This is a genomic window from Streptacidiphilus sp. PAMC 29251, from assembly GCF_054208735.2.
On record NZ_CM135725.2, the window covers coordinates 9,313,374 to 9,335,604 of the forward strand.

Sequence of the window (22,231 nt, forward strand, 5' to 3'; positions counted from 1 at the left end):
GCTCAATGGGACCGAACTCGACCTCCCGGATCACGCAAGTGCGTCATGAGCTTCGCAAAGTAATGCCGAACTCTGCCGGAGAGCTTGCGCTGCCCCGGTCTCGTTATTACCGTCCTGACGACTCACCGAGCCGTCCCACCCCCCTGCCCCGCTCACACAGAGAGCCGAGTCATGCGTCTGCGATCCCCCCGTCGCACGTCCTCCCGTCGTACGTCCCCGCGTCGTACGTCCCCCAGGCTGAGTGCGCTGCTCGCCCTGATGGCCCTTCTGGTCGGCCTCGCCGCCTGGACTGCCCTGCCGGCCACGGCGGCGTCCACCACCTACGAGGCCGAGTCGGCCGCCCTGTCCGGCGGCGCCGTGATCGGCACCGACCACACCGGCTACACCGGATCAGGTTTCGTCGGCGGCTACACCGACGCCGACAAGGGCCTGGCCGCGACCACTTTCACGGTGAACGCCGCCACCGCCGGAACCACCACGACCACCCTCCGCTACGCCAACGGCACCGGCGCCGCCATGTCGCTGTCCCTCTACGTCAACGGTGTGAAGCTGCGGCAGATCGCACTGCCGGCCACGGCGGACTGGAACAGCTGGGGCACCGAGGCCGAGAGCGTCACCCTCAAGGCCGGCAGCAACACCGTCGCCTACCGCTTCGACAGCGCCGACTCCGGCAACGTCAACCTGGACAACCTCACCGTCGCCACCCCGACCGCGCCCCCCAGCGGCCAGTACGAGGCCGAGTCGGCCGTTCTGTCGGGCGGCACCGCGATCGCGACCGACCACTCCGGCTTCACCGGGACGGGCTTCGTCGGCGGCTACACCGACGGCAACAAGGGCGCGGCGGCGACCACCTTCACCGTCAGCGCCGCGTCTGCTGGAAGCGCGACGGTGACCGTTCGCTACGCCAACGGCAACGGCTCCGCCAAGACCCTGTCGCTGTATGTCAACGGCACCAAGCTCCGGCAGATCGCGCTGCCGGCCACGGCGGACTGGAACACCTGGGGCACCGAGGCCGAGAGCGTCACCCTCAACGCGGGCAGCAACACCGTCGCCTACCGCTTCGACAGCGCCGACTCCGGCAACGTCAACCTCGACAACCTCACCGTCGGCGCCGTCTCCACGCCCACGCCCACCCCGACGCCCACGCCTACGCCCACCCCGACGCCCACGCCCACCGCGACCGCGACCCCGCCGTCCGGTTCGGGCCAGGTCTACGAGGCCGAGACTGCCTTCGTCTCCGGCGGACCCGCCACCGCCAGCACAACCAGCGGCTACACCGGCAGCGGCTACCTCACCGGGTTCACCGCCCAGGGCTCGCAGGCTGTCATCGACGTTGACACCCCTTCGGCCGGCAGCTACCCGGTGCTGCTGCGCTACACCAACAGCACCGGCACCGCGCAGACCATCTCGCTCTACCTCAACGGCATCCGCGACAGCCAGCGCAGCCTGCCGGCCGGCAGCGGCTGGCTGACCGCCACCTTCACGGTGACGCTGCGCTCCGGCCTCAACCTGGTCGGTCTGCAGACCGCCTCGGGCGACAGCGGCAACATCGCCGTTGACAACGTCACTGTCACCGGCGGTCTCGTGCTGGCGGCCCAGGGCGCGACCGTGCCCTACACCGAGTACACCGCCACCACCGTGCAGACCAATGGCACCGTGCTGCCGGCCAGCACCACCTACCCGAGCCTGCAGGCCGAGGCCACCGCCCGCCAGGCCGTGCAACTGACCGCCACCGGGCAGTACGAGCAGCTCACGCTCACCAAGCCGGCCAACTCGATCGTGCTGCGCTACTCGATCCCGGCCAACAGCGACGGCTCCACCGCCAACGCCAAGCTCTCCCTCTACGCCAACAGCAGCAAGGTCCAGGACCTCAACCTGACCACCCAGTACTCCTGGCTGTACGGGGGCGGCTACTACGACACCCGCAGCCCCAGCAGCGGTGCGGCGCACCACTTCTACGACGAGACCCGGGCGCTGATCGGCAACTGGCCGGCCGGTACGGTGCTCAAGTTCCAGCGGGACGCCGCCGACACCGCCGCGAGCTACACCCTGGACGCGGTCGACACCGAGCAGGTCGACCCGGCGCTGACGATGCCGGCCAACTACGTCTCCGTCACCAGCTACGGGGTCACCCCCAACAGCGGGGCCGACGACACCGCCGCCATCAACAGCGCCATGTCCGCGCTGTCCGGCACCGGCAAGGGGCTGTGGTTCCCGGCCGGAACCTATGACATCTCCGACCGGATCAGCCTCAACAGCCTTGCCGTGCGCGGCGCGGGGGAGTGGTACACCACCATCCAGTCCACCGCGGTCAACGGCGCGGGCGGCTTCTACGCCACCGGCGGCACCAACCAGATCGCCGACCTGTCCATCCTCGGCGACCAGACCAGCCGCAACAACGACAGCGGTGCGGCCGGCATCGAGGGCACCTTCAACAACGGTTCGCTGATCTCCGACGTGTGGATCGAGCACACCAAGGTCGGCATCTGGGCCGTGCCCGGCACCGGCCTGGACATCGCGGGGGCACGCATCCGTGACGTCTTCGCCGACGGCATCCACGTCCACGGCGGCAGCGACAACACCAGGGTCGAGCAGTCGGTGGTGCGCAACACCGGTGACGACGGCGTGGCCCTGGACACCGAGGGCGGCAATGTCACCAACGCGGTGGTCGGCTGGAACACCGTCGCCGACCCGATCCAGGCCAACGGCATCGGGGTCTACGGCGGTGGCGGCAACACGGTCCAGAACAACAAGGTCTCCGACATCGTCGCCTTCGGCGGCGGCATCAAGATCGGCTCCGACTTCGGCGGCGGCTTCACCGGCCCGACCTCGGTGCTGAACAACAGCCTGGTCCGGGCCGGCTCCTACAACTCCAACTGGGGCTCCTCGCTGGGCGCGCTGTGGATCTACGCAGCCAACTCGGACATCACCCAGCCGGTGACGGTCACCGGCAACACCCTGCTGAACAGCACCTATGAGGGCCTGCTGCTGAGCTACGGCAAGCAGATCAGCAACCTGGCGCTGACCAACGACGCCATCAACGGCGCCGGGACCTACGGCATCAACATCAACAACGTCACCGGCAGCATGACCGCCACCGGTGTCACCGTCACCGGAGCGAAGTCGGGAGGTCTGAACAACCCCGGCAACTACACCATCGTCCGCGGCGCCGGCGACAGCGGATTCTGAGCCCACCAACCCACTGCTGAAAGCCAGCTGACTGACCGTCAGCACCCGCTCCGGCCGACCGCGCCGGAGCGGGTTTCGGCATGGCCTGATAAATGTCCATAACTTGCAAGAAGTCCTCCAAATCTTGCGCGATATCGGGTAACTTAGAACACATGACGAGACTCTCCGAAGTTGCCAAGTTCGCCGGCGTGAGCGAGGCATCCGTCCGCCGTGTGCTCAACGAGAGACCGGGAACCACGGAGGCGACCCGGAACTCGGTGCTGACGGCCATCGACGTGCTCGGCTACACCAGGCCCACGCCGATGCGCTCGCAGAAGTCCCGACTGGTCGGCCTGGTCGTCCCCGACCTGCAGAACCCGATCTTCCCCGCGTTCATCGAGGTGCTCTGCGCCGCGCTCAACAAGCGCGAGCTGCTGCCGGTGCTCTGCACCCGGACCGGGGACGGAGTCTCGGAGAGCACCTATATCGACATGTTGCTCAAGCAGGACACCGCCGGGATCGTCTTCGTCGGCGGCAGCTACGCCGACGCCGGCCCGGAGCAGTGCGCCCGGCTCCGCGAGATCGGACTGCCCACCGTGCTGATCAACGCGGCCGACGAGAACACCGACGTCTGCCAGGTCTGGGTGGACGACGCCATCGCCGTGGACCAGTCGCTGGACCACCTCACCGCGCTGGGCCACGAGCGGATCGGCCTGATCCTCGGCCCGGCCGGCCATATGCCGTCGATGCGCAAGCTCGCCGCCTACGTCGGCTACTGGCAGCGCAACAACGTCGAGGTGGACTGGCGGCGGCTGGTGGCCCACACCGTGTTCTCGATGGAGGGCGGCAGCACGGCGGTCACCCGGCTGCTCGCCGAGGGCGTCACCGCCGTGGTGTGTGCCAGCGACGCGCTGGGACTCGGGGCGATCCGGGCCGCCCGCAGGCGCGGCCTGGAGATCCCCGAGGACCTCTCGGTGGTCGGCTTCGACGACTCCCCGCACATGGTGGTCACCGAGCCCCCGCTCACCACCGCCCGGCAGCCGGTCCGGGCGATGGCGGCGGCGGTGATGGCCTCGCTGATGTCGCAGATCAACGGCCGTCCGGTGCCGACCGAACCACTGCTGTTCGAGCCGGAGCTGATCGTCCGCAACTCCACCGGGATCCCCCGCCGACGGGTGTGAGCCGCGGTCGGACCGCAAGCCGCCGGCGGGAGTGGGCCGAGGAGCCAGACCGCGGTCAGACCGCAGTCCGCCGCCGGGTGCCGAGCAGGCGCTGCCACCAGTGCCGGTGCCCGGGGTGCACCCGCAGCGAGAGGTAGCGGCCGATCGGCACGTATCCGATCACGGCGCCGATCGCGGCCAGGATCAGGTCGTCCACGTCGAAGGAGCGGCCCTCGATGAAGAAGTGCTGCGCCAGCTCCAGCAGCAGCACCACGAAGGTGGTGATCAGCAGCACCCGCAGCAGGCCGCGGGCGCGCGGGGTGATCATCGGCAGCAGCAGGCCGAAGGGCACCCCGATCAGGATGTTCCCGCCGATCTGCAGCGCGGCCTCACGGACCGAGGGCTGGTTCAGGTAGAGCCGGATCGACTTCCCCGGATGCAGATTGGTGTGCGCGATCCCCACCGAGGCGGGGGAGGAGGTCAGCGTCAGCTTGACCACGACCGCCGCGCACACGGCGAACGCGAGCAGCGCGACCGTGCCGACCAGCGCCCGCAGGATCCGCGAGCCGATACTGCGGCGCCGCAGCGGCGGATCTTCCACCACCCGGGCCGGCCGGGTCGACGCCCGGCCCCAGCGACCGCTCCAGCGGCCGCCCCGGCGCAGCGGCGTCCCCTCCGGCTTGGGCTTCGGCTTGGGTTTGACGAGTGTGTCCTGGTCCTGCGCAGACGCGCTGCTGCGTCTCAACATCCGTGTGCCTTCCCGGCTCGACCTTGCGTGGCAGCGTACTGGCACCCCGCCCCGGCAGCCCGTCTACCCCGTGGTCAGCCGTTCATCCGCGACCACCCGGCGATTGCCGGGACGTATCCGACGCCGGGTCAGTCGGCGACGATCCGGGCCGCGAGGACCGCCACGTCGTCCTCCGCGTCGGCCACGTCCAGCCGGGTCAGCAGGTGCTCCAGGATCTGCTCCAGCGACGCCCCGATGGGGAGGCGCAGCGCGGCCAGGCGGGCCAGCGACTCGTCGATGTCCTCGTTGCGCCGCTCCACCAGGCCGTCGGTGTAGAGCAGCAGGGTCCGGCCGGGCCTGACCGGGGTGGTGACGGCGTGGTAGCCGCCGAAGCCGCTGCCCAGCGGCGGTCCCACCGGCACCGGGACCAGGGTGATCCGGTTGTCCGGGCCCACCATCGCCGGCGGCAGGTGACCGGCGCTGGAGAAGGTGCACACCCCGCGCCGGGGGTCGATCAGCGCCAGCAGGCAGGTGGCCGGGCGGGCGGAGGCGACCTTCGCCATCATCTGGTCCATCCGCTCCAGGATCAGCTGCGGCGGCAGCTCCAGTTCCGCGACCACCCGCAGCATCGAGCTGTAGTGGCTCATGTCCACCGCGGCCGCGACCCCGTGGCCCATCACGTCCCCGATCACCAGCAGCGTCCGCCCGCGCGACAGCCGCACGCTGTCGAACCAGTCGCCGCCGACCAGCGCGCTGCTGCCGGAGGCGAGGTAGCGGGTGGCGATGGCCAGGCCCCGGTGCGGCCGGTTCGGCCCGGACAGCAGGGCGCGCTGCAGTTCCAGGCGATGTGGTGCTCATGGGTGTAGCGGCGGGCGTTGTCGAGGCTGATCGCGGCGCGCCCGGCGAGGTCCAGGGCGACCACCAGATCCTCCTCGACGAAGGAGGGGAGGCGCCGGCCCGGACCATGGTGACCGTGCCGACCGGTTCCCCGCGCGCCGACAGCGGAACCACCAGCGCCGAGTGGATCCCGGCCGCCCGGTAGGCGGCGACCCGCTCCGGGGTGGGCGCGGACCGGCTCACCGCGTCGTCGGTGAACAGGTTCTCCATGATCGGCTGCCCGCTGGCCAGGCAGCGCGGGATGGCCGCACTCGGCTGGTAGTCCACGTACTCGCCGGGACGGCCGAACACCCGCACCTGCTCCCGCAGTTCCGGCACCGCCTCCATCGCCGCCCGGCGCAGCCGGAGCACCCCGGGCGGCGCCGGGCGGGTCTCGGTGGTGTGGTCGTGCGGGAAGACCTCCACCGTGGCGGTGTCGCAGAGCTCGGGGACCAGGAAGCGGGCGAGCTCGCCGCAGGTGGCGTCCATGTCCAGGGTGGTGCCGATCATCGTGGCGGCCCGGTCCAGCAGCGCCAGCCTGGCCTGGGTGCGCTCCAGGGTGCGCTGCTGCTCGCGGGAGTCGGTGATCTCCAGCACGATGCCGACGATCCCGATCACCCGTCCGTCCTGCTCCAACCGGTGGTACGCGCCGTGCCAGTAGCGGCGCTCCCGGTCCGAGCTGGCCCGGGTGTGCCCGCTGGAGGTGACCTCGCGGGCGATCCCGTCCGCGAGCACCTGGCGCAGGACGTCCTCGCGGGCGTCGATGTCGGGCAGCATCTCGGCGATGGTGCGGCCCAGGTGCGCGGCGGCGGGGATGCCGTTCATCAGGGCGAGGGTGGGGTTGACGTAGGTGTAGCGCAGGTCCTGGTCGAGCACGGCTACCCCGGCGGTGGTGCCGTCCAGCACCTGGTGCAGGATCCGGCTGGTACGCGGGTCGGAGGCGTCACTGAACACCGGCGCCTCCTGCCCTCCTCGTCCCGGTCCTGGACCCATGCTGCGACACAAGATCACCGCCCGCATCCCGAGCCGCGTCGGGCTCCCGTCCGGAGCGGGACGGCAAAGGGTTCGTCCAGGAAATGACCTGGGCATATTCATCCGCCACGCTCGCCTCTACATTGAGAACTCGCTCCACTCGGAGAGGCGGACAGGATGACTGACAGCGCCCGCCTCGCGGTCCTCGTCCTGGACGAGCGACGGAAGGCGCAGATCCTGCTCGCCGGCGACCTCGACCTCGAAGCGGCCCCGCTGCTGGAGCAGAGCGTCGCGACCATTCTGGAGAGCCCCCGGGTCCGGCAGATCGAGGTGGACGTCGCGCTGGTGCTGTTCTGCGACGCAGGCGGCCTCAGCGCCCTGCTCGGCGCCCGGCACCGGGCCGAGCAGCGGCAGGTGCCGCTCTACCTGGTGCAGGTGCGGGCCGTGCTGCAGAAGATGCTGGACGCCTCCGGCCTGAACGGCATGTTCCGCCGCCCGGCGGAGTAGCGCCTGCGGCCTTGGGCTCAGCGCGGCCAGCCGGGGGCGGGGTCGGTCGGGAGGAGCGGGCGGAGGGCTCCCAGCAGGGCGCCGACGCAGGCGTCGCGCAGCTCGTCGCGGGTGCAGGTCTCCTTGGTGAGCCAGTCGACGCACAGCACCTGGACGAACACCAGCCAGCTCTTCAGGACGGCGTTCACCGCTGCCCGGATGCCGTCGTCGGCGAGCGGGAGGACGCCGAGGAGCCGGGTCCGGAGGACGTCGAGCTCGTCGGTCATGATGGTCTGGATCACCGGGTCGCCGACCAGCACCCGGTTCGCCGCGAGGACGGCGTGACGGTTGGCGATGAAGTAGTCGAGGTGTACGTCGAGGCCGGCGACGAGCTGTTCCAGCAGGTCACCGCCCGGGTCGAGCGGGACCTGCGCCAACAGCCGGTCGGCCGCCTGCTGGTAGACGGCGGCGAAGAGGTCGTGCTTGCCGGGGAAGTGACGGTACAGCAGCGCGCGCGAGACGCCGGCGCGCTCGGCGACATCCTCCATCAGCACGTCGTCGTAAGGGGCGGCGGCGAAGAGCCGCGCGCCGACGGCGAGGAGCTGGGCGCGGCGGTCGGCGGGGCTGAGTCTTTTGCGGGGAGGCACGGGGCGAAGACTACTTGACACGCGTCTACTGGGGGAGTCTAGTAGACGTGTGTCTACTAGTAGGGGTGAGAGGCGGATCATGGCCAGGGTTCTCAGGTGGCTCGTACTGGCGATGGGGATCGCGTGCGTGGCGATCGGGCTGTTCCACATGGCGCTCGGCAACGACTCGGTGCCGGGCGCGAGTTCGGCCGGTGCGACGGTCGACAGCCTGCAGCGGTTCTTCGGCGCGATCTTCGCGGGCTACGGACTCGCCTGGCTCTGGGCCGCCCGGCAGTCGCCGATCCCGGCCACGGCGGTCCGATGGCTGGCCGGGGTGTTCCTGCTGGGCGCGGCCGGGCGACTGATCTCGCTGGCGGTGCACGGGTGGCCGCAGTGGTTCCAGGTGGTGCTGACCGTCATCGAACTGGTGATGCCCCCGCTGTACTTCTGGCTGGCAGACGCAGAGGAGAAGGCCCTCCGGGTGCCGGCCCGGCAGCCCGCCGACGAACTCGCCCGCTGACGGAGCCGGGTGGCTCCAGCGACGCCACCCACCTCCTGGGGCCGTCGTATCCGAGGGTGGTGCGCCTGTGCGTGGCACGGTGCCGCTCTTGGTGGGTACCGAGGTGGACGCCGTACGCCGCCGACCGAGATGAGGTCGACTCCTGTCTCGGCGATGGCGCGGACGCTGTCCAGACGGACGGTGCCCGAGGCCTCCAGCAGGATCCGGGAGGCGTCGGCACGCTCGGCCCGGATTTTCACGACCACTTCGATGTCGGCCACCGGCATGTTGTCGAGCATGATCCAGCGGGCCCCGGCATCGAGGGCCTCAACGGCCTGCGCCACGGTCTGCACCTCGACATCGGTCTCCACCTTCTGCCCGGTGCGCGCCATCCCGCGCCGGACCGCGTCGATCGCGGGGGACGAGGGCTTCCACGGTGACCTCGGGGTCGACCTGGGCGAAGACCTCGGCGACCACGGGGAGACCGCCGGCGATGCCGCATTGCCAGGCGCGGATCTCGGCCACGGCCGCCAGGCCTTCTGTCATGGTCCGTGGTCTCCAGTCCTGTGGTTGCGGGCCGCAAATCTGAGGTGTCCCGCGCGCGGACCGCTGTCAGAGCCGGTTGCGCCGGCCGTCGCCGCAACGGCCGACCGAACGCGTTCCGGAGCGTACCGTCCTGCCTCAGCCGGTGCCGCCCTGCACCGGATAGTGGATGATGACCGCGCCGCCGGTGGCGTAGTTGACGACATCGGCGGTCACCCGCTGGCCTTGCGGCGACGCCCGCGCCGCGGCCATGGCGGCGGCGTCAGCGAAGTCGCCTTCGAAGACCGCGAAATACGGCGCTTCTCCCTTGGTCGTCACGTCGAAGCTGTAGCGCCACGCAAGCAGGCCGGGATAGTCCATGACCAGTGGAAGGTGGTTGGTCACGTAGTAGTCGCGGAAGTGGTCCGGGTCGACGGGCTGGGGATAGAGGACTACCAACTTATGCACGACTGCCTCCTGCGTTGCTCCGGAATCCGTGGCCGAGCACACCGGGCTCGGCGGTGTGCGTGAGCGCGATGCCCGGCACCGCGGTCAGTTGAATCGTCATATGCGCAGGCTAGGGCTTGATGTGCGGTCGAGGGAAAGACCGGTACGGGATAGACTCAGAACGGATCGTTATCAATCGACAGGGAGGGCCTGTGGCGCCGGATACGGTGAGCCTGCGGTACTTCCTGGTGCTGGCGCAGGAGTTGAACTTCACCCGCGCGGCTGCACGGATCGGCATCGCCCAGCCCGCACTCAGCGCCCGGATGCGCCGATTGGAGGCGGAACTCGGTACGAGCCTGCTGGTTCGTAACACGCGCAGCGTCGTATTGACCACGGCCGGTGCGGCGTTGGCGGAGTCCGCGCCGCCCGCGCTGGCGGCGCTGGACCGGGCATGGGACACCGCCCGGAAGGCGGGGGCCGGTGAACTGGGCACGCTGCGCATCGGATACAGCCTCAGCACGGGGGCCGAGACGGCACCGGCCCTGGTGGACAGGCTCATTCGCAGCAGCCCGGGACTCGAGGTCGGCGCGGTCCCGATGGCGACACCCGAGATCTCCCCCGCGGTCGCCGACGGCCGCATCGATGCGGGGATCACTCGCGGCGAACAGCCGGGTCGTGGCGTGCACCGGTTCCTGCTGCGGCGTAATCGCGTCGGGGTCCACATGGCACAGCATCATCCGCTGGCCGCACAACCGGAGATCGGGATCGCCGATGCGGCCGCGTATCCGCTGCGACTCCCCGACCGTACGGCCAACCCCGTGATCCACGATCAGCTGTCCGCACTGTTCCGCGACATCCGGCCGAACCCCCGATTCCACACGCCCGCAGTCTCTTTCGACATGTCCCAGCACGACCTGCGCGACGGGCTCACCCTCGCCCCGGCCGGTGAAGCCGCGGTCACGGTACTACCGGCCGGTCTCACGTGGCGACCGCTGCAGGGCGCACCCACCTTGACGATCCACCTGGTCCTCCCGCGCGTGCAGTCACCACTGCACTGCCGCGTCCGTGCCGTCGCCAAAACTCTGGCACACGAGCTGCACTGGCTGCCGGACTGACGCGCGGCAGCGTGGGCGGCGCCGCCCGGAACCGCTTGAGCGACGGCCGTTCCTCTGGAGCCAAATCTCAGGCTCTGCCACGAGTTCTGTGGAGCGGTCACGTTGAGTAATGCCCTGGGGTGCCACGCACCGCCGCTCAGGTCGAGCGGCGGACGATGAGTTCGGCCGGGGTGACGATCGAGGCCAGGGCCGCGGCCTCCTCGTGGCGGCCGTCGAGGTCGAGTTGGAGGCGGTTCAGCAGCAGGCGGGCCATCAGTCGGCCCATCTCCTCGATGTCCTGACGGACCGTGGTCAGCGGTGGGCTGGCCCACTGGGCGGTGGTGTCGCTGTCGTCGTAGCCGACGACGGCGACGTCCTCCGGGACCCGGAGCCCGCGTTCGGCCAGTATCGCCAGCGCGCCCGCGGCCATCAGGTCCGAGCAGGCGAAGACGGCGTCCAGGTCGGGGCAGTCGTCCAGCAGTTGCTCCATGGCCCGGCGGCCGCCCGGTGCGGTGAAGTCGCCCTCGGCGAGCAGCGCGGGGTCGGGGGTGGGGAAGACGTCGCGGAAGCCGTCCAGCCGGTCCACGGACGAGGTCTGGTCCAGCGGGCCGGTGATCACCGCGATCCGGCGTCGGCCGCGCTGCACCAGGTGCTCGACGGCGGCGCGGGCGCCGCCCCGGTTGTCGGTGTCGACATAGAGCGGAATCGACCCGGGCTCGCCCCACTCCGGCCGCCCGCCGTAGACGACGGGCAGCTTCAGCCGGTCGACCACGGCCGGCAGCGGGTTGTCCCGGTGCAGCGAGAAGATCAGCGCGCCGTCCACATGGCCCGCCGACAGATAGCGTCCGACCTGGGCGTAGTCCCCGGCGTCGGTCACCAGCAGCAGCACCAGCTGCACCGAGGCCGCCGACAGCTCGCGGCCGATGCCGCGCAGCTGCCGGGCGAAGAACGGGTCGGAGAAGACCCGGCTGTCCGGCTCGGCCACCACCACGGCCACCGCGTCGTGGCGGCGGGTCATCAGCGTCCTGGCGGCCGGGTTGGGGACGTACCCCAGCTCCTCCACCGCCTTCCGCACCTTCGCCTGGACGTGCAGCCGCACTCCCGCCCCGCCGTTGACCACTCGGGAGGCCGTCGCCCGGGACACCCCTGCGAGCGCGGCCACCTGCTGCAGGGTCGGCCGCCCAAGGGCGTAGGGGCCGGGGCCTGGCTCACCGGAGGGGCTCTCATCTGACTGCGTCGTCATCGCACCATCATCGTTTGCGCGGGTGCGGACAAGACCACCGGGTCAAAATCGTTGGCTAAGCGTGTCGTCGGCCGTCCGCGCGCGGGCGCGCGAGGGGGCGCGGGGACGGCGCCGTTCCGTTGCCATGCGTTCGCCGCCCAGTTCAGTGGGCGTCCGCTCGTGGCCATCCGACTCGATCAAAGCGGCCCACGCCGAGTCGGCACAATTCCACCGCATCGTCAGAAACCGCCCACGCACCTCGCTCCGCGCGTAGACAACGCGCATAGATGCCTCTTGACCGGCCCGCGCCTGCGCCTCTACGGTCTGTCAGATCTCAACCCTCACCGCCTAGCACCCTCACCAGCTCGTCGTGTCCGGCCGGGGCTGTCCCTCGCCTCCCGGGTTCGCGGCAGAAGGAGCCAGCACCCCCATGAGCATGAGCACACGCACCCTCGGCAGGCACTCGCAGAAGTTCGGCATCCTTGCGATCGGCGTCGTCGCCGGCGCGGTGGTCGCGGGTGGCAGCTTCGCCATGGCCGACACCTCGGCGCCCCGGTCCGACAAGCAGATCACCAACATGACCGACGAGGTCTCGCAGATCAAGGCGTACTACGGCGACACCGTGGACGCCGGCGGCGAGCACTTCGCCTCCCTGGACAGCAACTACGGGATCCAGGTCACCGGGATCGAGGCCGGGGCCGAGAAGTACCTGGCAAGCAAGATCAAGCACGACAAGACCGGCAAGAAGGCGATCGTCCTCGACGTCGACGACACCTCGCTGTCGACCTACAACTACGAGATCGAGACGACCTTCGTCTACAACCCGACCAGCAATGCCAACTACATCGCCACCAAGACCATGCCGGCCGTGTTCGGGATGAACACCCTGGCGAGCTGGGCCAAGAAGCAGGGCTACACCGTCTTCTACATCACCGGCCGCCCGGAGGCGCAGCGCGGCTCCACCGCCGCCAACCTGGCCGCGGTGGGCTTCCCGACGGCGGACGTGTCGCACCTGTTCCTGAAGAACAGCGCGGCCCCGCCGGCCTACCTGACCTGCGGCACGCCGACGTACACCTGCACCACGATCCAGTACAAGTCGGAGACCCGCGCGTACATCGAGAGCCAGGGCTACGACATCGTCGGCAACTTCGGCGACCAGTACAGCGACCTGAGCGGCGGTTTCGCCGACAAGACCTACAAGATTCCGAACCCGATGTACTTCCTGCCGTAGCTGCCGCCGCAGCTCACGACCACAGCCCCCGCCGGATCCCGGCGGGGGCTGTGGTCATCAGCAAGAACAAACTACTCCGGGGCCGCCTCGGGACGGGCCATCCGCGGCAGCCCCAACCCCACCGCTGCGGCGACCAGCAGCGCGGCCGCGGTGCAGCCCAGGGTCCACCCGGTGGCCTGGACGTAGCCGTGGCTCGTGGCCCAGCTGAAGAAGCCGGTGCCGAGCGCCGCGACCCCGATCGAGCCGCCGAGCTGCTGGACGGCGTTGAGCACGCCGGCCGCCGAGCCGGTCTCCTGGTCGGTGACCCCGGCCAGGGCGATGTCGAAGAACGGGGCCATCAGCAGGCCCATCCCGAAGCCGGTCACGGCCAGGCCTGCGATCAGGTCCCAGCTGCTGGTGTGCAGGCCCCCGTGGGAGTACGTGGCCCAGAGGCCGAGCACGCCGACGATCATCACCAGCATGCCGGTGTGCAGCACCCGCCGTCCGTACTTCGGGCCGAGCACCGCTCCGGAGAGGACGGCGCCGCCGGCGATGCCGAGCGAGAGCGGGATCATGGTGGCGCCGGCGTGCATCGCGGTCCAGCCGGCACCGAGCTGCATCATCAGGGTCAGGCCGAACATCAGGCCGGACATGGCGGCGAAGAAGAAGATGCCCACGCCGAGCGCCGAGGTGAAGGCGCGGTTGCGGAACAGGCTGGGCTCGACCAGCGGCGAGCCGCCGGTGGTGTGCAGTCGGCGCTGGTACCAGCCGAAGACGCCGAGCAGCGGCACCGAACCGGCCATGGACAGGTACGTCCACAGCGGCCAGCCCAGCTCGCGGCCCTGCACCAGCGGGTAGATCAGCAGCAGCACGGCGGCGCTGAGCAGCACCATGCCGACCAGGTCCAGCTTGGTTGCGCCGGGGGTGCGGGTGTTCTTGGGGAACAGCTTCCAGGCCAGCAGCACGCCGGCGATGCCGAGCGGGATGTTGATCAGGAAGACCATGCGCCAGCCGGTGCCGAGGATGTTCGCGGTGACCAGGAAGCCGCCGAGGACCGGGCCGAGCACCGAGGACAGGCCCATCACCGGGCCGAAGGCGGCGAACGCCCCGCCGACCTCCTTGGGCGGGAAGACCTCGCGCATGATGCCCAGCCCCTGCGGGATCATCAGCGCGGCGAAGGCGCCCTGGACGGCGCGGGAGCCGATCAGCATCCCGGAGTCCGCCGAGACCGCGCAGAGCGCGGAGCAGACGGTGAAGCCGAAGGTGCCGATCAGGAACATCCGCCTGCGGCCGACCAGGTCGCCGAGCCGGGCGCCGGTGATCAGCAGCACGGCGAAGGTGAGGGTGTAGGCGGCGCCGATCCACTGCAGCTGCGAGGTGCCGCCGCCGAAGTCCGCGCGGATGGCGGGGGAGGCGATGCTGACGATGGTGGTGTCGAGCAGGTCCATCACCTCGGCGACCAGGACGGTGCCGAGGATCCACCATCGCCAGCGGTAGCTCGCGCTCGGTGGATCGGGATCGAGGGCGGAGCCGGTCGTCAATGCGACGTTCGTTGCGGCCTGGTCGGTGGACATGGGATACCCCCGGTAAGCGGACAGTGAGATAGCGAACACCGTTCGGAGATACGAACAGTGTTCCCTTTGCGAACACCGTTCTACTGGCGAACACCGTTCGTGTCAACTAGAGTGGGCAGCGCACCGACCATCGCGAGGAGCCCAGGTGACCGCAACAGCCAGGCCCGGCTGGCCCATCCCGTGGGCCGCGCCCGAGCCCCGGAACCCCAAGCGCCGCACCCTCAGCCGTGAGCTGATCGTCGAGACCGCGCTGGCCGTCGTCGACGCCGAGGGGCTGGACGCGCTGAGCATGCGCCGGGTCTCGCAGGAGCTGAACACCGGCCCCGCCTCGCTCTACGCGCACGTCGGCAGCAAGGACCAGCTGGTCGAGCTGGTGCTGGACCTGGCCCATGCCGACCTGGTGCACCCCGTGCCCGACCCCGCGCGCTGGCGGGAGCAGGTGAAGGACTTCCTGACCCAGGCCCGGGACAATCTGATCTCCCACAACGACCTGGCCCGGGCGGCCCTGGTCTCCAACATCCCGACCCTGCCGCACCAGCTGGACGCCGCCGAGACCCTGATCGTCCTGCTCAGGAACGGCGGGCTGCCGGACCAGGTGGTGGCCTACGGGGTCGACCTGCTCGCCCTCTACCTGGTCGCCTCGGCCCATGAGGTGAGCCAGCGGCAGGGGCACGGCGATGCCCCGCCGGAGCAGGCCGAGGCCTATATGGACGGCATCCGCGCCTACTTCGGCTCACTCCCGCCGGAGCGCTACCCCGCGCTGCTGTCGATCATCGCCCCGATGACCCGCAGCGTGGGCGACGAGCGCTGGGGGTTCGGCGTCGACGTCATCCTCGCCGGACTCGAGCAGGCCGCCCAGGCCTCAGACACGGCCCAGGCGCAGGCCGCCCAGGCCTCAGACACGGCCCGGCCGGCTCAGGCCGAGCGCCGCTCCAGCGAGGCCAGGTAGGCGTTGTAGGCGTTCAGCTCGCTGTCGCCGTCGCGGTCCGCGGTGCGGTCCTTGCGCCGGGACACCCGCTCCTCCGACTTGGCCCACTGGAAGGTCAGCGAGATCAGCACGATGAAGGTCGGGATCTCGCTGAACGCCCAGGCCAGGCCGCCGGCCAGGTGCTGGTCGGTGATCGGGTCGACCCCCAGCGAGGCCATCGGGTGCGCGAACGAGGTCACCATCAGGCCCGAGGCCATCATCACCGCGATGCCGAAGAAGGCGTGGAACGGCATCCCGATGAACAGCTCCAGCATCCGCATCAGGTGCCCGGGGCGGTGCGGCCCCGGGTCCACGCCCATGATCGGCCAGAAGAACAGCAGCCCCACGCCGAGGAAGTGAACCATCATCAGGGTGTGCCCGGCGGTCGAGCGCATCAGGAAGTCGAACAGCGGGGTGAAGTACAGCCCGTAGAGGCTGGCGATGAACAGCGGGATGGTGAAGGCCGGGTGCGAGACCACCATCAGATAGCGCGAGTGCAGCAGCTTCACCAGCAGGTCGCGCGGGCTGAACCGGCCCTGCGCGGCCGGCAGCGCCCGCAGCGCCAGCGTGATCGGCGCCCCCATCAGCAGGATGATCGGCGACAGCATCGACAGCACCATGTGCTGCATCATGTGCGCGCTGAGCAGCTGCATCCCGTACTCGTCCAGCCGGGTGCAGGTGACCAGGGCGACGGTGACGGTGCCGAGCACCCAGGCGACGGTGCGTCCGGCCGGCCAGGAGTCGCCGCGGCGGCGCAACCGCGCCACCCCGCCCAGGTAGAGCACCAGCATCAGCACGCAGCCGATCAGGAACGGCCAGTCCGCGGACGGGTCGAAGGCCAGCGCCCGGCCGAGGGTCAGCGGGGGGAGGTCGTGTCCCATGCCCGGCATGTCGCCCATCAGCTGTCCCTGCTTCCCTGGTCGTGCAACTGTCCTGAACCAGGGTAGGACTGTCCGCCTTGCTCCCTGTACGCACCCCCTAGCTGCGGGGGATCAGGGTGTTCTCGCTGGTCCGCCCGGCCAGGAAGTCGTCCACGTTGGCCAGCGTGGCGTCGATGATCTGGCCCACCGCGGTGCTGGTGAAGTAGGCCTGGTGCGAGGTCACCAGCACCTGGTGGAAGGTCATCAGCCGGGCCAGGGTGTCGTCGGTGACCACCTCCAGCGAGCGGTCGAAGAAGAACATCCCGGTCTCCTCCTCGTAGACGTCCAGGCCGACCCCGCCCAGGTGGCCCGAGCGCAGCGACTCGACCAGGGCGACGGTGTCCACCAGGCCGCCGCGGCTGGAGTTGATCAGGATCGCGTCGCGCTTCATCCGCCCCAGCGCGGTGCCGTCGATCAGGTGGTGGGTGTCGGCCAGCAGCGGCACGTGCAGGCTGATCAGGTCGGACTCGGTGAGCAGCTGCTCCAGCGGGGCGTACTCCATGCCCAGCTCCACGCAGGCCGGGTTCTGGGCGACGTCCCAGCCGAGCAGCCGGGTGCCGAAGCCGTGGGCGATCCGGGTGAAGCACTCGCCGATCTTGCCGGTGCCGATCACCCCCACCGTCATTCCGTGGATGTCCCGGCCCATCAGCCCGTCCAGGCGGAAGTCGAACTCCCGGGTGCGCAGGGCCGCCCGGGTGATCCGCCGGTTCACCGCCAGCGCCAGGGTCCAGGCGAACTCGGCTACGGCGTACGGGGAGTAGTAGGAGACCCGGGCGACGGTCAGCCCCAGCTCCTCGGCGACCGCGAGGTCGATGTTGTTGAAGCCGGTGGAGCGCTGGGCGATCATCCTGGTGCCGCCGGCGGCCAGGATCCGCAGCGCGGACGCGTCCAGGCTGGCGTTGACGCTGGTGCTGATCACCTCGTGCCCGGCCGCCAGCGGCGCGGTGTCCGCGTTGAGGAACACCTCCAGGCAGTGGATGTCGTGCCGCCCCGCGAAGGCCTTCTCGATCAGGGGTTTCTCATCGGCCTGCACGCCGTAGGCGAGGATCTCCATGGGGCCACCGTAGACGGAGGGCCCCGGTCCGGCATTCCGGACGGGGCCCTCCGAGTACGGCGCGGCGTCAGATGACGGTCTCGGCCTCGGCGTAGCGCTCGGCCGGGACGGTCTTCAGGTCGGCCACCGCCTCGGCCAACGGCACCAGGTTGATCTGGGTCCCCTGCAGCGCGGTGATGTGCCCGAAGGCGCCCTTGTGCACGGCCTCCACGGCGTGCCAGCCGAAGCGGGTGGCCAGCACCCTGTCGTACGCGGTGGGCGTGCCGCCGCGCTGGACGTGGCCGAGGATGACCGGCTTGGCCTCCTTGCCGAGCCGGTGCTCCAGCTCCATCGACAGCTGGGTGGCGACACCGGTGAAGCGCTCGTGGCCGTAGATGTCCACGGTGCCCTCCTCCCAGTGCATGGTGCCGGGCTCGGGCTTGGCGCCCTCGGCGCAGACCACGATGGCGAACTTCTTGCCGCGCTCGAACCGCTCCCGGACCACCTCGGTGACCCGGTCGATGTTGAAGGGCCGCTCCGGCACGATGATGGCGTGCGCGCCCGCGGCCATGCCGGCGTGCAGCGCGATCCAGCCGGTGTGCCGGCCCATCAGCTCGACCACCATCACCCGCTGGTGCGACTCGGCCGTGGTCTTCAGCCGGTCCAGCGCCTCGGTGGCCACCGAGACGGCGGTGTCGAAGCCGAAGGTGACGTCGGTGCAGGCGATGTCGTTGTCGATGGTCTTGGGCACGCCCACGATGGGCAGCCCGCCGTCCGAGAGCAGCCGGGCGGCCTTCAGGGTGCCCTCGCCGCCGATCGGGATGATCCCGTCCAGGCCGAGCTCGTCGCAGTACTCCTTGGCCCGGGCCACGCCGTTGCGCAGATGGCTCGGCTGGACCCGGGTGGAGCCCAGGATCGTTCCGCCCTGGGCCAGGATGCCGCTCACCGAGTCGAGGGTGAGCTCGCGGTACTGGCCCTCGAGCAGGCCCTTCCACCCGTCCTCGAAGCCGATGATCTCGTCGCCGTGGTCGACCACCCCGCGGTGGACCACGGAACGGATCACGGCGTTCAGACCCGGGCAGTCCCCACCGCTGGTCAGCACACCAATACGCATCGCTTTACAACTCCAGAGCAGAACCGGACAACCGGACATTTGCCCCATCGTGATGATAACGCCACGGCCTCCGGACGGGCTCAGGCGCACGTGGAGCGGCTCCTTCGCCACCCACGCGGGGGTTCTTCCCTGCTCTGCGCGTCCGCACGCCCCTGACGGGAGCGGCCCTGCTCCCTGACGGGCGGTGCGCAGTCGTTGTGCCGGACTACTGGATAAAGGGTGCCCCGCCCTACTGGGCGGGTTGCTGTACGGCGGCGATACGCTCCGCGCGCAGGGCGTCGTACCAGGTGTTGTCGGCCGGCGGCAGCGCGCTGACGTCCAGCGCGAGCTTGATCAGCAGGTCCGCCACGGCCGGGTTGCGGGCGAGGATCGGGCCGTGCAGATAGGTGCCGAAGACGGTGTCCCGCCAGGCCCCCTCGGTGCCGTCCCCGGTACCGTTGCCGCCGCCGACGGTGACCCGTGCGAGCGGGGACACCCCCTGGCCCAGGTGGGTGATGCCCTGGTGGTTCTCGAACCCGGTGAGGGTGGGCAGGCCGAGCCGGGGGTCGGGCTCGGCGAGGATGTCGCCGACGTTGCGGACGCTCTCGCCGCGGGTGCTCCACACGTCCAGCAGGCCGAGGCCCGGTGTGCGCTGGCCCCGGTCGTCGATGAACTCATGGCCCATGATCTGGTAGCCGGCGCAGACGCCCAGCACGATGGCGCCGTTCTCGACCGCGCGGAGCAGGCCCGGGTCGGCCCGCAGCCGCTCCCCGGCCAGCCGCTGCGGCCGGTCCTCACCGCCGCCGATCAGGTAGATGTCGCCGCTGGTCGGCACCGGCTGGTCGGACCGCACGTCGATCCTGGCCACGTCCAGCCCGCGCTGGCGGGCACGTCGCTCCACGACCAGGACGTTGCCCCGGTCGCCGTAGGTGCTCAGCAGGTCCGGGTACACCCAGACCAGTCGCAGTGCGCTCTCGCTCATGTCAGTGGTCCTCTTCGTCAGCCGCGCACGTCGCGGCGCAGCTGCTGGAACGCGGTGTAGTTGGCGATGGCCTCGATCCGCCCGGGCGGGGCCGAGGCCACCGCCTGCGCGAGCGAGTCCACCACCTGGAAGTGCACCCCGGCGACCTCGAGGCGGACCGCGAGGTCCAGCTTGCGCTGGCCCATCACGAAGACCGGGTGGCCGACCAGGCGCTCGTAGTCGACGTCCCAGAGCCAGGAGGTGTCGGTGCCGTCGGCGGACAGCGCGTTCACGGACAGGATGACCGGGGCCGGGGCCTGGTCGATCAGGGTGAAGGTCTCCAGCCAGCCGGCCGGGTTCTTCGCCAGCAGCAGCCGCACCTCGCGGCCCGCCACGGTCACCGACTCATAGCGTCCGGCGACCGCCTGCACCGACTCCATCCGCTGCAGCGCCACCTGCGGGTGCACCCCGAAGACGGCGGCCACGGCGGCGGAGCTGGTGGCGTTGGAGAGGTTGGCCCGGCCGGGGAGCTGCAGCCGGATCGGCCAGGAGGACCCCTGCGGGTCCACCACCTGGTCGTTCTGCAGCGCCCAGTGCGGCTGCGGGCGGCGGAAGCCGCAGGAGGCGCAGAACCAGTCCTCGCCGGGACGCTGCATCACCCCGCCGCAGCTGGGGCAGGACCAGGCGTCCTCGCGGTAGGCCTGCCCGGCCGCCACCCAGACCACCTTGCGGCAGGACGAGGCCGCCCAGGTGACCAGCGGGTCGTCGGCGTTGGCGATGATCACGGCCTCGCTGCCCTGCAGGCCCTCGCGCCAGTGCTCGGCCAGCATCCGGGTCTCCGAGGAGCGGTCCAGCTGGTCCCGGGAGAGGTTGAGCAGGGCGATCGCCTTGGGGGCGGTGTCCTTGGCCACGCCGACCAGGTACTTCTCGTCCACCTCGATCACGCCGAAGCGGGCGTCCGAGCCGTCGGCCAGGGCGGAGGTGATCCCGGCGGGCATGTTGGCGCCCAGCGCGTTCGACACCACCGGGCCCGCCGCCTTCAGCGCCTCGGCGATCAACCGGGTGGTGGTGGTCTTGCCGTTGGTCGCGGAGACCAGCACCACGTCCAGGTTCTCGGCCAGGCTGCGCAGCAGGTCGGGGTCGAGCCGCAGGGCGACCTTGCCGCCGATCACCGAACCACTGCCGCGGCCGGCGGTCCGGGAGACCGCGGCGGCGACCTTCCCCGCCGTCACGGCGAGCTTGGCGCGCGGGGGCAGCGTGGCCGAAGGGCCGGCTGTGCGGGTGCCCGGCTCGGGGTTCGCTGGCATCGTGGTGGCTCTCCTCCTCGGTTCAGACGGTGCTCAGCCTACCGGCACCAGCGATTCCACCAAGCGGCAGCACCGTCGATAGGGTCGGCGCCATGGCACGCAATCGTCCCCGTATCCCCGGCAGCACCGGCACCGTCCACCCCGTCACACCCTGGGCGGAGCCGGTACTCCGTACGGCTTGCGCGACCGTCGACACCTTCGACGACCAGCTCGAACGGCTGGTCGAGGACCTCTACGCGACCATGTACGCGCAGGACGGGGTCGGGCTGGCGGCCAATCAGATCGGGGTCGGACTGCGGGTGTTCGTCTACGACTGCCCCGACGACGAGGATGTCCGCCATCTGGGACACCTGGTCAACCCGGTCCTGGTCGAGGCGGACGGAGTGCGGGTGCGCGGCGAGGAGGGCTGCCTCTCGCTGCCGGGGCTGCGGGCGCAGACCCCGCGCTGGGACCGGGCCCTGGTGCGGGGTCAGGATCTGGCCGGCGCGGCGGTCGAGGTGGAGGGGACCGGCTTCTTCGCCCGCTGCCTGCAGCACGAGACCGGGCACCTGGACGGCGGGGTGTTCGTGGAGCAGCTGTCCGGGCTGCGCCGGTTCCGGGCCGAGCGGGAGATCGGCAAGGCTGACTGGTACCGGCGGCCTTGACCCGGGATCTCTCAAGCTGAGGTCTAGGGTGAGACTTCAGCGGGTGCGGGCTCCGTGGGGGTGGCGGTCCGCGGCCGTTCGCGGGCCGCGGCCAGGCGGCCCCAGAGCAGGTCGGCCAGGGTCTGCACCATCCGCTCGCGCGGGAAGGGCCGCTGCTCCAGCCACCAGTCGCCGGCCGCCAGCACCATTCCGGTGATCGCCTGGCCCCAGGCCTCGGCCACCACCGCGCCCTCGGGCCCCAGATCCACCTGGGCCCGCATCGCGGCGCTCAGCTCGTCCGCGATCAGCTGCAGGGCCGGCGCCAGCGGTCCGGCCGGGGAGAGGCCGTCCGCGGCCGGGTCGGGGTGCGCCAGGAAGCGGTAGACCTGCGGTCTGGCCTCGATCGCCGCGAGGTAGGTGTCCAGCACCGCCTCCACCCGGTCCCGGCGCTCCCGCGGCAGTGCCAGCGCGGCGCGGACCGCGTCCAGCAGCCCGGTGGTGTGGCGTTCGGCCAGGGCCCGGTAGAGGCCGTGCTTGTCGCCGAAGTGCCGGTAGAGGATCGGCTTGGTGATGCCGGCCTCGGCAGCGATGGTGTTCATGCTGGCCCGGGGTCCGTCGCGGCGCACCACGCGGTCGGCGGCGTCCAGCAGCTCGCTGCGGCGGTCGGGCATTGACATTCCTTACTGCTGGGTAACAGGATTGGTCCTCAGTTACCCAAGGTAACACCAAGCCCGCCCCCCACCA

22 protein-coding genes and 2 pseudogenes are annotated in these 22,231 nt (G+C 70.6%); 10 read left to right on the plus strand and 14 right to left on the minus strand.

Translation table 11 applies throughout. The annotated features are described in order from the left end of the window. Nucleotides 1-258: 258 nt before the first annotated feature. Nucleotides 259-3,189: a carbohydrate-binding protein gene (locus ACXKR8_RS44460; protein ID WP_458270215.1), complete on the plus strand. Its 2,931-nt coding sequence runs from the start codon at nt 259-261 to the stop codon at nt 3,187-3,189. Between the two features lie 152 nt (nt 3,190-3,341). Further along, complete coding sequence (locus ACXKR8_RS44465; protein WP_458270216.1) at nt 3,342-4,349, plus strand: LacI family DNA-binding transcriptional regulator; 1,008 nt, start codon at nt 3,342-3,344, stop codon at nt 4,347-4,349. Nucleotides 4,350-4,404: 55 nt separating this feature from the next. Here ACXKR8_RS44465 and ACXKR8_RS44470 read toward each other — a convergent pair whose 3' ends face one another. Further along, nucleotides 4,405-5,076 (minus strand): VanZ family protein, encoded by a 672-nt coding sequence (locus tag ACXKR8_RS44470; protein ID WP_458270217.1) that lies wholly within the window; start codon nt 5,074-5,076, stop codon nt 4,405-4,407. Between the two features lie 128 nt (nt 5,077-5,204). Then, on the minus strand, nt 5,205-5,777 hold the full coding sequence (locus tag ACXKR8_RS44475) for a PP2C family protein-serine/threonine phosphatase (RefSeq protein ID WP_458270218.1): 573 nt from the start codon (nt 5,775-5,777) through the stop codon (nt 5,205-5,207). A gap of 134 nt (nt 5,778-5,911) precedes the next feature. Here ACXKR8_RS44475 and ACXKR8_RS44480 point away from each other — a divergent pair, with 134 nt between their 5' ends. Together ACXKR8_RS44480 and ACXKR8_RS44485 are read left to right on the plus strand one after the other, a co-directional pair. Then, a complete protein-coding gene (locus tag ACXKR8_RS44480; protein ID WP_458270219.1) occupies nt 5,912-6,097 on the plus strand; it encodes a hypothetical protein in 186 nt (61 codons plus the stop codon). A 321-nt stretch (nt 6,098-6,418) separates the two neighbouring features. Next, on the plus strand, nt 6,419-6,592 hold the full coding sequence (locus tag ACXKR8_RS44485; RefSeq protein ID WP_458270220.1) for a hypothetical protein: 174 nt from the start codon (nt 6,419-6,421) through the stop codon (nt 6,590-6,592). Here ACXKR8_RS44485 and ACXKR8_RS44490 read toward each other — a convergent pair. Further along, nucleotides 6,550-7,026, minus strand: a pseudogene (locus ACXKR8_RS44490) (PAS domain-containing protein); the annotation flags it as partial. The gene ACXKR8_RS44485 and the pseudogene ACXKR8_RS44490 overlap by 43 nt on opposite strands. A gap of 54 nt (nt 7,027-7,080) precedes the next feature. Here ACXKR8_RS44490 and ACXKR8_RS44495 point away from each other — a divergent pair. Beyond that, on the plus strand, nt 7,081-7,410 hold the full coding sequence (locus ACXKR8_RS44495; RefSeq protein ID WP_458270221.1) for an STAS domain-containing protein: 330 nt from the start codon (nt 7,081-7,083) through the stop codon (nt 7,408-7,410). Nucleotides 7,411-7,427: 17 nt separating this feature from the next. Here the strand turns inward: ACXKR8_RS44495 and ACXKR8_RS44500 are convergent, their stop codons facing one another. Continuing rightward, on the minus strand, nt 7,428-8,036 hold the full coding sequence (locus ACXKR8_RS44500; RefSeq protein ID WP_458270222.1) for a TetR/AcrR family transcriptional regulator: 609 nt from the start codon (nt 8,034-8,036) through the stop codon (nt 7,428-7,430). A gap of 79 nt (nt 8,037-8,115) precedes the next feature. On the opposite strand from ACXKR8_RS44500, the gene ACXKR8_RS44505 reads away from it, so the two are divergent. Next, nucleotides 8,116-8,535, plus strand: coding sequence for a DUF4345 domain-containing protein (locus ACXKR8_RS44505; RefSeq protein ID WP_458270223.1), 420 nt, complete (start codon nt 8,116-8,118; stop codon nt 8,533-8,535). Nucleotides 8,536-8,663: 128 nt separating this feature from the next. On the opposite strand, the pseudogene ACXKR8_RS44510 reads toward ACXKR8_RS44505, so the two are convergent. Beyond that, a pseudogene (locus ACXKR8_RS44510) lies at nt 8,664-8,927 on the minus strand (carboxylating nicotinate-nucleotide diphosphorylase); the annotation flags it as partial. A gap of 268 nt (nt 8,928-9,195) precedes the next feature. After that, nucleotides 9,196-9,504: an EthD family reductase gene (locus ACXKR8_RS44515; protein ID WP_458270224.1), complete on the minus strand. Its 309-nt coding sequence runs from the start codon at nt 9,502-9,504 to the stop codon at nt 9,196-9,198. Between the two features lie 191 nt (nt 9,505-9,695). On the opposite strand from ACXKR8_RS44515, the gene ACXKR8_RS44520 reads away from it, so the two are divergent. Next, on the plus strand, nt 9,696-10,598 hold the full coding sequence (locus tag ACXKR8_RS44520) for a LysR family transcriptional regulator (protein ID WP_458270225.1): 903 nt from the start codon (nt 9,696-9,698) through the stop codon (nt 10,596-10,598). A 136-nt stretch (nt 10,599-10,734) separates the two neighbouring features. On the opposite strand, the gene ACXKR8_RS44525 is transcribed toward ACXKR8_RS44520, so the two are convergent. After that, complete coding sequence (locus tag ACXKR8_RS44525) at nt 10,735-11,820, minus strand: LacI family DNA-binding transcriptional regulator (protein WP_458270226.1); 1,086 nt, start codon at nt 11,818-11,820, stop codon at nt 10,735-10,737. Nucleotides 11,821-12,229: 409 nt separating this feature from the next. On the opposite strand from ACXKR8_RS44525, the gene ACXKR8_RS44530 reads away from it, so the two are divergent. Beyond that, on the plus strand, nt 12,230-13,030 hold the full coding sequence (locus ACXKR8_RS44530; protein WP_458270227.1) for an HAD family acid phosphatase: 801 nt from the start codon (nt 12,230-12,232) through the stop codon (nt 13,028-13,030). A 71-nt stretch (nt 13,031-13,101) separates the two neighbouring features. Here ACXKR8_RS44530 and ACXKR8_RS44535 read toward each other — a convergent pair whose 3' ends face one another. Then, entirely contained in the window at nt 13,102-14,583 is a 1,482-nt protein-coding gene (locus tag ACXKR8_RS44535; RefSeq protein WP_458270228.1) for an MFS transporter, read from the minus strand. A gap of 145 nt (nt 14,584-14,728) precedes the next feature. Between ACXKR8_RS44535 and ACXKR8_RS44540 the strand changes: the two genes are divergently transcribed. Further along, nucleotides 14,729-15,532 (plus strand): TetR/AcrR family transcriptional regulator, encoded by an 804-nt coding sequence (locus ACXKR8_RS44540; protein ID WP_458270229.1) that lies wholly within the window; start codon nt 14,729-14,731, stop codon nt 15,530-15,532. Here the strand turns inward: ACXKR8_RS44540 and ACXKR8_RS44545 are convergent. The 5 genes from ACXKR8_RS44545 to ACXKR8_RS44565 all read right to left on the minus strand — a co-directional run bounded on the left by ACXKR8_RS44545 (nt 15,499) and on the right by ACXKR8_RS44565 (nt 20,864). Next, nucleotides 15,499-16,440: a cytochrome c oxidase assembly protein gene (locus ACXKR8_RS44545; protein WP_458275241.1), complete on the minus strand. Its 942-nt coding sequence runs from the start codon at nt 16,438-16,440 to the stop codon at nt 15,499-15,501. The genes ACXKR8_RS44540 and ACXKR8_RS44545 overlap by 34 nt on opposite strands. An 88-nt stretch (nt 16,441-16,528) precedes the next feature. Next, nucleotides 16,529-17,524 carry a 2-hydroxyacid dehydrogenase gene (locus tag ACXKR8_RS44550; protein ID WP_458270230.1) on the minus strand — a complete coding sequence of 332 codons (996 nt, stop codon included), beginning with the start codon at nt 17,522-17,524 and terminating at the stop codon, nt 16,529-16,531. 67 nt (nt 17,525-17,591) lie between these two features. Continuing rightward, complete coding sequence (locus tag ACXKR8_RS44555; protein ID WP_458270231.1) at nt 17,592-18,617, minus strand: 6-phosphofructokinase; 1,026 nt, start codon at nt 18,615-18,617, stop codon at nt 17,592-17,594. Between the two features lie 229 nt (nt 18,618-18,846). Next, nucleotides 18,847-19,578, minus strand: a complete 732-nt coding sequence (locus ACXKR8_RS44560) for a type 1 glutamine amidotransferase (protein WP_458270232.1) — start codon at nt 19,576-19,578, stop codon at nt 18,847-18,849. Between the two features lie 17 nt (nt 19,579-19,595). Further along, the gene (locus ACXKR8_RS44565) at nt 19,596-20,864 is read right to left on the minus strand and encodes a Mur ligase family protein (protein WP_458270233.1); all 1,269 of its coding nucleotides are present in this window, start codon (nt 20,862-20,864) and stop codon (nt 19,596-19,598) included. A 92-nt stretch (nt 20,865-20,956) separates the two neighbouring features. On the opposite strand from ACXKR8_RS44565, the gene def reads away from it, so the two are divergent. After that, complete coding sequence (gene def, locus ACXKR8_RS44570; protein ID WP_458270234.1) at nt 20,957-21,508, plus strand: peptide deformylase; 552 nt, start codon at nt 20,957-20,959, stop codon at nt 21,506-21,508. 23 nt (nt 21,509-21,531) lie between these two features. Here the strand turns inward: def and ACXKR8_RS44575 are convergent, their stop codons facing one another. Further along, the gene (locus tag ACXKR8_RS44575; protein WP_458270235.1) at nt 21,532-22,164 is read right to left on the minus strand and encodes a TetR family transcriptional regulator; all 633 of its coding nucleotides are present in this window, start codon (nt 22,162-22,164) and stop codon (nt 21,532-21,534) included. Between the last annotated feature and the right edge of the window lie 67 nt (nt 22,165-22,231).